Consider the following 13160-nt stretch of genomic DNA (forward strand, 5'->3'; position numbering starts at 1 on the left):
AAACATCCACCGCTGCAGCACCAGGGCACAATGCCCTGGTGCTCATTGCATAGCGTTTGTTTACCTACAAACTCGACGCAACGGCCTTGTTGATAGCGTGCTTCAGGATGTCCATCAGCGTGTCGATGTCGGCAACGGTGTAGTTCAGAGAGGGGGCAAAACCCAGGATTTCGTCTGCGAAAGCACGGAACACCAAGCCTTCCTCAAACGCATGCTTGAGCACTTTCTGCCCCAGTTTCACGCTGGCAGCCGGTTTCGCCTTGCTGCGTTTATCGACGACCAATTCAACCGCCGCCAACAAACCGCGACCGCGCACTTCGCCCACGCACTCCATCGACTCCAACTCCTTCAAGCGCTGCTGGAAGTACGCGCCGACACTGACACCGTTCGCAAGCAAGCCGCCTTCGTACAGGTCCAGCGTCGCGTTGGCGATAGCGGCACTGACAGGGTGCCCAGCGTATGTCTGGCCATGCCCGAGCGCTGTGCCATCGCTTCCCGCCTCAGCAAGCGCAGCATAAATGGGCTCGGAGATGAACGTCGCGCCCATGGGCGCATAGCCGGAGGTCAACCCTTTGGCGACCGTGAGCATGTCCGGGCTGACGTTATCAGTCTCGCAGGCAAACATTGGGCCGGTGCGACCAAAACCCGTAATCACCTCGTCGACAATCAACAGAATACCCAGACGATCACAGGTCTCACGCATGGCTTTCAAAAAGCCTTTAGGCGGGACAATCACGCCCCCCGACCCCTGGATCGGCTCGCAAATGAACGCCGCTACCGTATCCGCCCCCAGCTGGCTGACTTTTTCTTCCAGCGCCTTGACGGTGCTGAGCAACACTTTCTGCGCATCGGGACCATCGGGATGGCGATACGTGTAAGGGGACGGTATGTGGTGCTGCTCTGGCGTCGGCACATCAAAATAGCGATGGAACAGCGGTAATGCAGTCAAGCCGCTGCCATTGGAGGAAGAGCCGTGATAACCACGCTGCAAACCGATGAACTGCTTCTTTTTCGGGCGACCGATTGCATTGAAATAGTAGCGAACCAAACGAATGGCAGTGTCGACAGCGTCAGATCCACCCTGGCCGAAAACCACACGGTTCAAGCCCTGGGGCGCCAATGCGGTCAACCGTGAGGCCAGTCGAATGGCAGGCTCACTGGCGAAATGAAAATAACCCGTGGCGTAGGGCAGTTTTTCCAACTGCGCTTTGGCCGCGTCGACGATGGTTTGCTGGCCATAGCCGGCATTGACACACCAGAGCCCCGAGAATGCATCCTGCACACGTTTACCGTGGATGTCGGTGAGGTGGATCCCTTGCGCCGAGGTCCAGATGGTCGGACCTACAGATTCATGTTCCAGTAAAGCGGTCACCGGATGAACCCAGTGACGGTCCTGGGTGATCAAATTCTCTACACCACGCATAAAAAGCTCCAATGTCATCAAGGTATTGGGCCAGCCACTCGATGTGTGCATGGCCCGACAGGTAGCACGCGTCGCTCGTCAGGAATTAATCCAGGCCGCCCTGGCAGGTGTATTTGATGTGCATGTACTCCTCCAGCCCGCGGGTTGAACCTTCACGCCCGTAGCCGGAGTCTTTTACGCCGCCAAACGGTGCTGCTTCTGCGGCAATGGCGCCCTCATTGATGCCGACGATGCCGCACTCCAGGGCCTCGGAAACGCGGGTTATCCGACGCACGTCATTCGTGTAGAAATACGAAGCCAACCCGAACGGTGAGTCATTGGCCCACGCCAACACCTCTTCCTCAGTGTTGAACCTGGCCAACGGCGCCACTGGGCCAAAGGTTTCCTCGTGGAAGCACTTGGAAGACCTGTCGACATCAACCAATACCGTCGGCGCGTAGTAGGTAGGGCCGACGCACTCGGCTGAGTGAATACGCTTGCCCCCAGTCGTGATCCGAGCGCCCTTTTCAACCGCGTCGTTGACATGGCTTTCGATTTTTTCGATCGCTTTGGCATTGATCATCGGACCGATCTGCGACGCAGGATTGGTTGCAGGCCCTACGACCAACGCCGCTACACGCGCCGTGAGCTTGCGAACAAACTCATCGTAGATACCGGCCTGGACATAAATGCGGTTGGGGCAAACGCAGGTTTGACCACCATTCCTGAACTTCGCCGCCATCAAGCCTTCAACCGCGTCGTCGAGCACGGCATCATCAAACACGATGAAAGGCGCATTACCCCCGAGTTCCAGGGAGAGTTTTTTCAGTGTGCCTGCCGATTCGCGAGCAAGGTGCTTGCCCACAGGGGTCGAGCCCGTGAAGGTGATCTTGCGCACACGCGCATCATCGAGCCAGACATCAGCCACTTCCTTCGACTGGGCCGTGACCACAATATTCAGCACACCTGCCGGAACGCCAGCCTGCTCAGCCAACTTGACCAGTGCCAGGGAAGTCAGGGGTGTTTCTGCGGCCGGTTTGCACACGACAGTGCAGCCCGCTGCCAGCGCGGGGGCGATTTTGCGCGCGATCATTGCCGCCGGGAAATTCCAAGGTGTAATGGCGGCCACCACGCCGATAGGCTCTTTGAGTGCGGCCATACGGCGTCCAACCGCAGGGCTGGGAATCAGTTCGCCGTTGGCACGTGTTGCTTCTTCGGCAAACCACTCCACATAACTGGCGGCATAAGCCACCTCCCCCACGCCTTCGACCAAGGGTTTACCTTGCTCGGAAGAAATGATTTTCCCAAGGTCCTGAGCATTCGCAATGATCAAGTCATTCCAGCGTTTGAGGATAATGGAACGCTGTTTTGCAGGTACTTTCTTCCAGGTTTCGAAGGCGGCGGCGGCGGCCTCTACAGCGCTCCTCGCATCATCAGCGCCGCTGTCAGGAACAGTGGCGTAAAGCTCTCCCGTCGCGGGATCGACCACACGCAAGGTGTTGCCGCTCTTCGCCGCGCACCAGACGCCGTTAATGAAATTCTTCTGCAGCAGCAGGTCTTTATTATCAATATTGAACGGCATTATTCCTCCAACACACTTGAAAAAACACAACGTGATTACCGGCTGGCGCACTGGGTTTTGCGTTGATAGCTGCATGATCGAACGCGGATACCCACGCCCCACCACCTTTTGTGAACGGCGCCAGCACGCTCACGGTTTCCATGGGTTAACGGCCCTAACTGAGACCTTTCACGATTTCAATAATAGGGTTCGTGGTAACGAGCAGACACCTACTCAAACCTGCAAAAAGAAGGGCAGCTCTAGTACTTTTGAAAGGAAAAAAAACCGAAAAAAAGGGCGCGGTCAAAGTATCCCGCGCCCCGTCAACTGCACTCAGTGCCCGCCCAGATAGGCGTTCCTGACTTCGTCGTTGCCTAGCAATTCTTTACCTGTGCCCGTCATGCGGATTTCCCCGTTGACCATGACGTAGGCACGATCACTCAACCTGAGCGCGTGATTGGCGTTCTGCTCAACCAGGAAGATCGTCATGCCGCTCTTCGCCAGCTCGCGCAGAGTCGAGAAGATGTGCTTGACCACAATCGGCGCCAAGCCCAGGGAAGGCTCATCCAGCAACAGCAACTTGGGCCGACTCATGAGTGCCCTGGCAATGGCGAGCATCTGCTGCTCTCCCCCGGACATCGTCATGGCGCGCTGATTACGACGCTCCTTCAGTCGCGGGAAAAGCTCGAACATACGCTGGCGATCTTCATCCGCGTGCGCCATGCCAATAGGGATGGTGCCCATCAGCAAGTTCTCATCCACCGTCATGTCCGGGAATACACGCCGCCCCTCAGGCGACTGGGCAATACCGTTGGAGGCAACAAAATGCGTGCTCTTGCGGGTAATCTCCTGGCCCTGATAAATGATCTGCCCCGCGCTGGCCTGGGGCTGGCCAAAAATCGACATCAGCAACGTGGACTTGCCTGCACCGTTGGCGCCAATGAGGCTCACGGTCTCACCCGCATTGATATGCAAGGTGACCTTCTTCAGCGCCTGGATCTTTCCGTAATGCACGTCGACGTCATTGAACGCAAGAATCGGGGAACTCATGCCATTTCCTCTTCATCAGCACCAAGATAAGCCGCAATCACTTTGGGATCGTTCTGGATGACATCGGGACCGCCTTGAGCGATGACCACCCCATGATCGAGGACGATGATGTGATCGCACAGACTCATGACCATGCCCATGTCATGCTCGATCAGCAGCACCGTGAGGCAGTGCTCATCACGCAGTCGCCGAATGATCTTGCTCAACGCGATGGTTTCCGCCGGGTTGAGGCCGGCCGCAGGTTCGTCCAGGCAAACCAACTCTGGGCCGGTGCACATGGCACGGGCGATTTCCAGGCGACGTTGCTGCCCGTAAGACAGCTCACCCGCCAGCCGATTCGCATGCTCGACCAGGTCGACCACCTCCAGCCAATAGAACGCCGTATCGACCAGTTTGTTTTCGGCCCGGCGATAACCCGGCGTGTTGAGGATGCCCGCGATCATGCTGCGCTGCGCAAGCATGTGTTGAGCGACCAGCAGGTTTTCCAATACGGTCATTTCCTTGAACAACCGAATGTTCTGGAACGTCCGCGCCAGGCCAGCACGATTGACCAAGTGCGTACCGCCGAACATTTTGTACCAGAGGCGCGAACTGAACTGCTGCGGCTTGACGAAGTCATCTGCCGCGAACGGCTCCCCCAGGATCTGAATGACGTCGGTGTGTTTGTTCTGCGCATTGAGCAATATCTTGCCGCCCGTTGCGGCATAAAACCCGGTCAAACAGTTGAACACCGTGGTTTTCCCGGCACCGTTCGGGCCGATCAGCGCGGAAATGGAATGACGCTCGATGGCGAAGTTGACGTCGTTAAGCGCCTTGATCCCGCCGAAGTGCATCATCAAGCGATTGACCGAGAGAATGTTGTCACTCATGGCGCGACTCCTTTGCGTGGTGCGATGCCGATGCGATGGATACGAACCAGGCCGCGCGGACGCCAAATCATCATCACCACCATCAAGATCCCGAACAGCAGCACGCGGTATTCCGCAAGGCCGCGAAGCAACTCGGGCGCAATGGTCAAGACGAACGCCGCAATCACCACACCAACGGTCGACCCCATGCCACCCAGGACGACGATGGCGAGTATCAATGCCGACTCAAAAAACGAGAACGACGTCGGGTTCACGAAGCCTTGATAAGAGGCAAAAAACACCCCGGCAATCCCGGCAGTGGATGCCCCAATCATGAAGGCCGAAAGCTTGACCAGCACATGGTTCAGCCCCATCGCACGACACGCGATTTCATCCTCGCGCAAGGCTTCCCACGCACGGCCGACCGGCATGCGCGTCAGCCGATGCTTGACGTAAAGCACCAGCGCGACCACCAGCAGCAACACCGCATAAATGAACATGAACTTCATGTCTGAGTTGTAGGCGATGCCAAAGTACTCGTGATAAGGCACTCCACCGTCTTTTGCCCGGCGCGCGAACTCCAGGCCAAAGAACGTTGGTGAAGGCGCAGTCATGCCGTTGGGACCGCCCGTCAGCCCCACGCAGTTGGTGAGCAACAGGCGAATGATTTCGCCAAAACCCAAGGTGACGATGGCCAGGTAGTCACCGTGCATGCGCAGTATTGGAAAGCCCAGGAGCATGCCTGCAAAAGCCGCCATCAACGCGGCAATCGGCAACATGCTCCAGAAGCCCAGCCCCAGGTATTGATAGCCCATGGTCAAGCCGTAGGCACCAATGGCGTAGAAGCCGACAAATCCCAGATCAAGCAAGCCTGCCAGTCCCACCACAATGTTCAGGCCAAGGCCGAGCAGAACGTAGATCAAGCCAAGGATCATGACCGTCAGCAGGTATTTGTTGGCGAAGAACGGAAAGGCCACGGCAAGCAGGATCAACACCGGAACGATCCAGCGTATCTGCGAGCGATAGCCCGGCGGATAGACGCCAACACCGCCACCGGTGTGCGCGAACTGCGCCAGCACCTTTTGCCCCATGGTGGTTTGAAGGAACAGGCTCAACAGGAGCCGGCCCACCATCACCACTCCCACCATCCACGCCACACGGTCAAAACGTAGATCGAAATCGTAGCCCTGCAGCACCACGCCCACTACCGGACCGAACACGATCAGCGCGATCAAGCCGGCCAGCACGCTATCGATCAGGCTTTTTTTCACATCAAGGGAATCAGAAGTTGGTCTCACAGCATTACACCTTGGTTACCTGGGGACGGCCCAACAGGCCCTGAGGACGGAAGATCAGGATCAGCACCAGCAAGGAAAACGAGAAAACGTCCTTGAAGTCGGAGTTCACCAACCCAGCGAAATGCGCCTCTGCCACGCCAAGAATCAGTCCACCCAGCATGGCGCCAGGCAAAGAGCCAATACCGCCCAACACCGCTGCAGTGAAGGCTTTGACCCCGATGATGAAGCCTGCGTAAAAATCGAACGTCCCGTAGTTGACGGTAATCAGCACGCCCCCCAATGCACCCATCGACGCACCGATCACAAACACATAGGAGATGACTCGGTCAGTGTTGATGCCCAGGATTTGCGCCATCTTGCGGTCCTGTTGCGTCGCACGGCACATGCGGCCCAGGCGGGTATTTTGAATAATGAATGTCAGCGCCAGCATGCCGATGATGGCCGCAGCAATAATGAACAGCTTCGTATAGGTGAGCATCACGAAGCCGTCCCCCACAGCCAGGCGGATAGCCCCATCCAGCATCGTGGGAATGCCCTGCTGCCTGGCGCCTTGGCTGAGTTGCACGTAGTTCTGCAGGATCAACGACATGCCGATTGCTGAAATCAAAGGTGCCAGGCGGGTTGAGTTTCGCAGCGGCTTATAGGCAATGCGTTCTATCGCAAAGCCGTAGACACCGGTCACCACAATGGTGAAGACCAGGGTGCCAAGGATAACCAACGGGAAAGAATGAACGCCGAAAAACCCCAGGACGGCGATGGCGATCGCTGCCAGGTAGGCAGACACCATGTACACGTCACCGTGTGCAAAGTTGATCATGCCGATGATGCCGTAAACCATGGTGTAGCCGATTGCGATCAGGCCGTAGACCGACCCGAGGGTCAAGCCATTGATCAACTGTTGAATGAGGGTATCCACTGACGAGTTCCTGCACATTGGGGCGGTAGAGGTGCAGGCCATGACCTGGCCTGCACGCCGAACGGTTCAGCTCAAAGCTGGCTGAAATGACCGTCTGCGTCCCACTGGTACATGACGTACGGCGAGTCCTTCAGATCGCCTTGCGCAGTGAAGCTTTTGCTGCCCAGAACGGTGTCCACCGAGTGGGATTTAAGCCACTCGCTTGCCTTGGGGCCGTCTGTAGTGCCCGCCCCCGCAAAGGCTGCGGCCAGTGCCTGGACCGAGGCATAAGAGAACAGCGTGTAGCTTTCCGGCTCGTAGCCTGCGGCCCGGAACTTCGCGACCACGTCCTTGCCACTGGCAAGCTTGCGCGGGTCTGGGTAGAACGTCATGAGCACACCCTTGGTGTACTGTTTCCCGCCAGCCGTCGCCACCAGTTGGTCAGTCACTGTGCAGTCTGTTGTGACAAAGGGAATGGTCGAACCCTGCTCACGCATCTGACGCACCAACGGGCCCGCTTCGGGGTGGCAACCGCCGAAGTAGACGACCTCAGCCTTGGAGGAACGGATCTTGGTCACGACCGCATTGAAGTCTTTCTCGCCACGCGTCAGGCCTTCGTAGATAACCGCTGGGACACCCTGTTTTTTCAGCGCCAACAAGGTGGTGTCCGCCACGCCCTGGCCAAACGTGTCCTTGTCGTGAATGACCGCAACGGATTTGGCTTTCAGCGTTTGTGCGATGTAATCCGCAGCAACCTGGCCTTGCTGGTCGTCTCGACCCGACATGCGAAATACATCGGGAAGCCCTCGTTCAGTGAGCTTTGGACTGGAGGCCGCAGGCGTTATGGCAATGATCTGGGCTTCGTCATAGATCTCGGTAGCAGGGATGGCCGATGAGGAGCAGTAATGGGCAATCACACCGACCACGTGTTCAACGTTAACCATTTGGTTGGCGGCGGCGACGGCCTGCTTGGGCTCACAGGCATCATCGCCTTTGACCAGTACAACTTTCTCGCCGTTCACCCCGCCGCTCGCATTGATATCTGCTGCTGCTTGCGCGGCACCGCGCCAGATCTGGTCGCCAAATGCAGCGTTGGGCCCGGTGAACGGGGCACCCACACCAATTTTGATATCGGCAATGGCATGCGCTGAAAAAGCCACTGCCATAGCGAGCGAAAGACGGATAGATACTGTGTGCATGCTCTTCTTCATTCTGTTGCCTCTATTATTGTTGACGGTCGGCTTTCATGTGACAGGCCGGCTTATTCGGGCCGAATAAAGTTGCACCGTTAAACACCCGCGCACCTCAGTCACCTGAAACAAACCGAACCTCAGAATTGGCAGCGTTGTACTCAGCCGTCAGCCCTCCCAAAGTGGCTGCGCTTTTTTATTGTTATGGGTCAAACGTTAACGACCACAGCGCCGCTGGCACTTATCGTGCAAAGCATGCTGAAGGGATTGGACGCTCCGTTGCGAAGATCGTAATCGCCGCCTCGCAGGGGCTCTATGCACTTGAAGTAGGATATTTGAACGCACTTTTCCGATTTGCCACCGCAGCACCTTGTTCGACGTAATCACGCGCCCAGGAAACGTGGGGAGCGTGACCGCCACTAAGTCGACAAGGCCTTTTGTCATCCACTTTCAGTAGGAATTGCGCAGCATCAATACCTGCCCCGAATAGGTACTCTCGCTTAATGGCAACGCACTAGCATGGGGACGACTGGCCGATAAACCACAACATTCAACAGCCGTCAGTGGAACGTGGTGCCGTTCTCCACGTTTCAATTCAACCCGTTCTTGCTTTACCCCTTCTTAGCACCACCCCTGCCCTTCAAGTCATACAAACAACTAAAGCATTGTTGGGAGCGCCTTAATGAAAACCAAACTACTGACACTTGCCGTCGCCAGCTGCCTAACCGTAACGGGCTACGCAAAAGACGAGCGCCTGACCATCATTTCGTATGGCGGCGCCAGCAAAGATGCCCAGGTCACAGCGTTCTACAAGCCGTACGAGGCCACTAGCGGCAAACAGATTATTGCGGGCGAGTGGAATGGCGAAATGGCCAAACTCAAGGCAATGGTCGATACAAAAAGCGTGTCTTGGGACGTATTGGACGTCGAGGACACGGACCTCGCCCGTGGCTGCGAGGACGGTCTCTTCGAAACGCTCGACTACAGTCGCCTGGGCATCAAAGAGCCGTTGGTGGACGGAGCAAAAGGCGAGTGCGGGGTGGGCATATTCGTATGGTCCAACGTGCTTGCCTATAACACCGAAAAACTGAAAGAAGCCCCCACCGGCTGGAAAGATTTTTGGGACCTTAAAAAATTCCCGGGCAAGCGCAGCCTTCGAAAATCAGCGAGAGGCTCACTGGAGTTTGCGCTGCTGGCGGACGGCGTGAAACCCGCTGATGTCTACCGGCTGCTCGCCACTCCAGCCGGGGTTAAGCGGGCATTCGCCAAACTCAATGAAATCAAATCAAGCATACAATGGTGGGAAGCGGGCGCCCAACCTCCGCAGTACCTTATCGCCGGCGATGTGGTGATGAGTTCTGCCTACAACGGCCGCATCCATGCCGCCAAAGTGGCCGGCGCTAAGCTGGGCATTGTCTGGGATGGCAACCTCTACCAGTTCGATGAATGGGCCATTCCCAAAGGCACCAAAAATATCGATGCCGCCTACGACTTCATTTCCTTTGCAATGCGGCCTGAGCAGCAAAAACTCTACACCGAAAAAATGGCCTACGGCCCCTCCAACCCGGCCGCTGCAGCGATGCTGGACAAGCAATTGGCATCTGAACTGCCCACCTACCCAGACAACATGAAAAACGCACTGCAAATGGACGTCGCCTTCTGGGCTGAACACGGCGAAGCCCTGGAAGAACAATTCATAGCGTGGTCAAGCCGAAACTGATCAGCAGGACAGGCCGGCCATCAATGCGCAGCGTGATGGCCGGCCTACTATCAAACATCTGCTCCCCCTCAAAAAACCATACCTGAAATAGGAAAAAAGACTGGGTTTATCCTATTTTTAGTTGATAGGGCCAACACACCATTCTGATTAGAGTAAGCAGCCTGAGATAGCTCGGTCCCCCCCCGCGCTATCCGCTTGATTTTGATCACCGTGTAGCCGCTAACACAACAATAGGCAGCCTTATGACATCCAGTACCCCCGCCTCCATTATCGACCTGAACGTGCTGATGAAGCTGCGGGCCAAACTGCAAGCGCAAACGAACGCAGAAATTCGTTTCGACGCCGCGACAAGAGCCCTCTACGCGTCGGAGGCCTCCAACTATCGTCAGTTGCCGATTGGCGTCGTTGTGCCCAGGTCCATTGACGATGTCGTGACCGCCATGCGCCTTTGCCGAGAGGCAAACCTGCCGCTGCTGCCCCGAGGGGCGGGGACCTCGATGTGCGGGCAATCGGTCAACGCCGCCGTGATCATAGACACCTCCAAATACCTGAATGCGATTACCGAGATTGATGCGCAACGACGGACCGCTCGCGTAGAGCCCGGCGTCATTTGCGACCAACTCAAGAACGCTGCAGCAAAACACGGCCTCACCTTTGGCCCCGACCCTGCCACTCACAGCCGCTGCACGCTGGGCGGCATGATCGGCAACAACTCATGCGGCGCCCACTCGGTCATGGCAGGGAAAACCGTCGAGAACATCGAGCGCCTGGAGATTCTCACTTATGACGGCGAGAGGTTTTGGGTCGGCCCTACCGGCGAGGCCGAATACCAGGAACACATGCAGGCCGGCGGTAGGCGCGCCGAGATCGTGCAACAGCTAAAGCAGCTGGCTGACACCTACGCTGATGAAATTCGCGGGATTTTCCCAACGATCAAGCGCCGCGTATCCGGCTACAACCTGGACCAACTCCTCCCGGAAAATGGATTCAACATTGCCCGCGCATTGGTAGGCGTGGAAGGCACCTGCATCACGGTTTTACAGGCGGAAACCCGGCTGGTCAAAAACCCGACTCATCGCCTGCTGGTCGTTCTGGGCTACGAAAACATCTTCCTGGCTGCGGACTCGGTCCCCCAACTCCTGCCCTTGGAGCCCATTGCAATGGAGGGGCTGGACGACGGCATCATCGGCGGCCTGCTAGAGCGCGGGATGAAGGTTGACGACATCGCCGAATTGCCCCAGGGCAATGCGTGGCTGATGGTGGAGTTTGGCGCCACATCGGATGCGCAGGTACTCGAAGCCGCAACGAGGGCACGGGATTTGGCCCAACAACTGCCCGGAAAACCCAGCGCCCTGTTGGTGACGGATCCCGGGCTGATGAACCGTCTCTGGACGATTCGTGAAACCGGCGCGTCTGCGACTTCCCTTGGGCTCAATCCCGATGAACCGGACCCAACAGTGGGCTGGGAAGATGCCGCCGTCGAACCTCATTTGCTGGGCCAATACCTGCGCGAATTTTCCAGCCTGGTTGCCAGCTACGGTTACAAGACAAACCTGTATGGGCACTTTGGCGACGGCTGCATTCACTCACGAATCACCTTCGACTTGAAGTCCAAAGACGGTATTGATAACTGGCGCGCGTTTCTGGATGAAGCCGCACACCTCGTCGTCCGCTATGGAGGCTCGCTCTCTGGCGAGCATGGCGATGGACAAGCCAAAGGCGAGTACCTGCATATCATGTACTCCCCAACAATCATGCAGGCGTTGGCTGAGTTCAAGGCGATCTGGGATCCCCTGAACAAAATGAACCCAGGCAAACTCATTCATGCCATGCCGGTCGACGCGAACTTGCGCATGGGCCCCGACTACTCGCGCAAAGCCGTCAAAAGCCTGTTCACCTACGATGCTCGCCTGGGCGACCTCGGTTTTGCCAGGGAAACGGAACGCTGCATCGGCATGGGCAAATGTCGCTCGCTTGAGGGCGGGACCATGTGCCCGAGTTTCCGCGCGACCAAGGAGGAGCGTTATTCCACCCGAGGCCGCGCACGTTTGTTCTTCGAATTGCTCAATGGAGAGGTCATCCAGGACGATTGGAACAACAAGCAAATCAAGGACTCCCTGGACCTTTGCCTCAGTTGCAAAGGGTGCAAGTCAGACTGTCCCACCAACGTCGACATCGCCCGCTACAAGACGGAATTCCTGTATCGGCATTACCAAAAGTACGCACGCTCGCTCATGGACCTGATGATCGGACGCATCGGTGACTGGCTACCCATGGCGACCAGAGCTTCACCGGTTCTCAACTATGCGATGGGCAATCCGATTGTCAGAGCGGTCGGCGCTGTGTTCGGCCTGGCGGCCACTGTGAAGTTCCCAAAAATTGCCCGCCAGAGTTTCCGTGCAGGTCACACTGCAAAACGTCTACTCAAGGGCCAGGCCACAGATCAAAAACCCGAGGTATTGCTTTGGGTCGATAGCTTCAACAATGGGTTCACGCCCGCCGTCCTGGAAGCCGGTGTAGAGGTGTTGGAGAAGCTGGGCTTCAACGTGAAGCTCATGCAACGGCATATTTGCTGCGGTCGCCCTTACTATGATGTCGGCATGCTCGACCTGGCAAAAGCGAACCTGGAGATGATTCTGCAACAACTCGCCCTCCCCCTCAGCAAGGGAATGCCAATTGTTGTACTGGAGCCCAGTTGCCTATCTGTATTCCGTGATGAAATGCCTGGACTGTTCCCCGATGATCACAGGGCCAAGCAGATGACCCAGTCACTGATGACACTGAGCGAGCTGGTCAAGCATTACGGTATCGAGCTGCCCAAGATTGAGGACGATGTGAGGATTCACGGCCACTGCCATCAGAAGGCATGCGGTGGCCTCGGAGCCGAGCAGTCAATCCTCAAAAAGCTGGGAGACAAGGGTGGAATCATTCCTGCGGGATGCTGTGGCGTTGCAGGGGCATACGGTTATCATCAAAAAAGCGCACCCATTGCCAAGCTGATTGGCGAAAATGAATTCAAACCTCATTTGGACAAACTCCCCGAAGACTCCGTGGTCATCGCTGACGGATTCAGCTGTCGTGGACAGATCCGAAATGTCAGCGCACGCCAGCCAATGCACTTGGCTGAGTACCTGGCAACGGTTCTGCGAGACTGAGGCGATCCGCCTAACACGGGAGCGCATCCGCTTGAAGCAAG

At 56.9% G+C, this 13160-nt stretch carries 9 protein-coding genes; 2 read left to right on the plus strand and 7 right to left on the minus strand.

The window, feature by feature from the left end:
- Positions 1 to 64 precede the first annotated feature (64 nt).
- The 7 genes from CFE47_RS10430 to CFE47_RS10460 all read right to left on the minus strand — a co-directional run bounded on the left by CFE47_RS10430 (position 65) and on the right by CFE47_RS10460 (position 8265).
- Positions 65 to 1423, minus strand: a complete 1359-nt coding sequence (locus CFE47_RS10430) for an aminotransferase class III-fold pyridoxal phosphate-dependent enzyme (RefSeq protein WP_286836771.1) — start codon at positions 1421 to 1423, stop codon at positions 65 to 67.
- 85 nt (positions 1424 to 1508) lie between these two features.
- Positions 1509 to 2984, minus strand: coding sequence for an NAD-dependent succinate-semialdehyde dehydrogenase (locus CFE47_RS10435; protein WP_286836773.1), 1476 nt, complete (start codon positions 2982 to 2984; stop codon positions 1509 to 1511).
- A 312-nt stretch (positions 2985 to 3296) separates the two neighbouring features.
- Entirely contained in the window at positions 3297 to 4013 is a 717-nt protein-coding gene (locus CFE47_RS10440; RefSeq protein ID WP_286836775.1) for an ABC transporter ATP-binding protein, read from the minus strand.
- Complete coding sequence (locus tag CFE47_RS10445; protein ID WP_286836777.1) at positions 4010 to 4882, minus strand: ABC transporter ATP-binding protein; 873 nt, start codon at positions 4880 to 4882, stop codon at positions 4010 to 4012. The genes CFE47_RS10440 and CFE47_RS10445 overlap by 4 nt, the downstream gene beginning before the upstream one ends.
- Positions 4879 to 6132, minus strand: coding sequence for a high-affinity branched-chain amino acid ABC transporter permease LivM (livM, locus tag CFE47_RS10450; RefSeq protein ID WP_502695466.1), 1254 nt, complete (start codon positions 6130 to 6132; stop codon positions 4879 to 4881). The genes CFE47_RS10445 and livM overlap by 4 nt, the downstream gene beginning before the upstream one ends.
- 31 nt (positions 6133 to 6163) lie before the next feature.
- A complete protein-coding gene (locus tag CFE47_RS10455; protein WP_286836781.1) occupies positions 6164 to 7075 on the minus strand; it encodes an ABC transporter permease subunit in 912 nt (303 codons plus the stop codon).
- Between the two features lie 71 nt (positions 7076 to 7146).
- Positions 7147 to 8265 (minus strand): branched-chain amino acid ABC transporter substrate-binding protein, encoded by a 1119-nt coding sequence (locus CFE47_RS10460; RefSeq protein WP_286836783.1) that lies wholly within the window; start codon positions 8263 to 8265, stop codon positions 7147 to 7149.
- A gap of 661 nt (positions 8266 to 8926) precedes the next feature.
- On the opposite strand from CFE47_RS10460, the gene CFE47_RS10465 reads away from it, so the two are divergent.
- Together CFE47_RS10465 and CFE47_RS10470 are read left to right on the plus strand one after the other, a co-directional pair.
- Positions 8927 to 9964, plus strand: a complete 1038-nt coding sequence (locus CFE47_RS10465) for a polyamine ABC transporter substrate-binding protein (RefSeq protein WP_286836785.1) — start codon at positions 8927 to 8929, stop codon at positions 9962 to 9964.
- A 242-nt stretch (positions 9965 to 10206) separates the two neighbouring features.
- The gene (locus CFE47_RS10470) at positions 10207 to 13119 is read left to right on the plus strand and encodes an FAD-binding and (Fe-S)-binding domain-containing protein (RefSeq protein ID WP_286836787.1); all 2913 of its coding nucleotides are present in this window, start codon (positions 10207 to 10209) and stop codon (positions 13117 to 13119) included.
- Positions 13120 to 13160 lie beyond the last annotated feature (41 nt).

This window comes from Pseudomonas sp. PGPPP1, from assembly GCF_002255865.1.
Lineage (GTDB): Bacteria > Pseudomonadota > Gammaproteobacteria > Pseudomonadales > Pseudomonadaceae > Aquipseudomonas > Aquipseudomonas cremoris.

What these genes read in the sequence shown, in the direction of transcription:
- CFE47_RS10445 (WP_286836777.1), bottom strand. Translation starts at nt 4,882, where the DNA reads ATGAGTGACAACATTCTCTCGGTCAATCGCTTGATGATGCACTTCGGC.
- CFE47_RS10430 (WP_286836771.1), bottom strand. Translation starts at nt 1,423, where the DNA reads ATGCGTGGTGTAGAGAATTTGATCACCCAGGACCGTCACTGGGTTCAT.
- CFE47_RS10465 (WP_286836785.1), top strand. Translation starts at nt 8,927, where the DNA reads ATGAAAACCAAACTACTGACACTTGCCGTCGCCAGCTGCCTAACCGTA.
- CFE47_RS10460 (WP_286836783.1), bottom strand. Translation starts at nt 8,265, where the DNA reads ATGAAGAAGAGCATGCACACAGTATCTATCCGTCTTTCGCTCGCTATG.
- CFE47_RS10470 (WP_286836787.1), top strand. Translation starts at nt 10,207, where the DNA reads ATGACATCCAGTACCCCCGCCTCCATTATCGACCTGAACGTGCTGATG.
- CFE47_RS10440 (WP_286836775.1), bottom strand. Translation starts at nt 4,013, where the DNA reads ATGAGTTCCCCGATTCTTGCGTTCAATGACGTCGACGTGCATTACGGA.
- CFE47_RS10435 (WP_286836773.1), bottom strand. Translation starts at nt 2,984, where the DNA reads ATGCCGTTCAATATTGATAATAAAGACCTGCTGCTGCAGAAGAATTTC.